Below are 307 nucleotides of genomic sequence, written 5' to 3' on the forward strand. Positions count from 1 at the left end.
CCAGGCGGCCCACAGCACGCCGGTGAGCATGTGTTCGACCGCCATGGATGACGCCATGGGCGACGCCGTGCTGCGCCTGCTCGAAGTGCTGTTGTGCCCGGTGGAGGCGCGCGTGTTGGGGCCTGGCATCACACGTGAGATCCTGTACCGCGTGCTGACCGGGGAGCAGGGTGGCGCGGTGCGTGCGGCGCTGGCCCAGCACAGCCAGTTTGGCAAGATTGGCAAGGCCTTGCGCCGCATTCATGCGGGTTTCAGCGGCGAGCTGGACGTACCGACCCTGGCGCACGAGGCGGGCATGAGCGTGGCG

Annotated in this window: 1 protein-coding gene; it reads left to right on the forward strand. The window is 69.1% G+C overall.

The window, feature by feature from the left end; genetic code table 11:
• Positions 1 to 307 (forward strand): AraC family transcriptional regulator (locus F1735_RS34660; protein WP_167241590.1); only part of this gene is annotated, 307 nt, incomplete at both ends.

It is taken from the genome of Massilia genomosp. 1 (genome assembly GCF_011682185.1).
In the GTDB taxonomy this organism is placed as follows: Bacteria; Pseudomonadota; Gammaproteobacteria; order Burkholderiales; family Burkholderiaceae_D; genus Telluria_A; species Telluria_A rubra.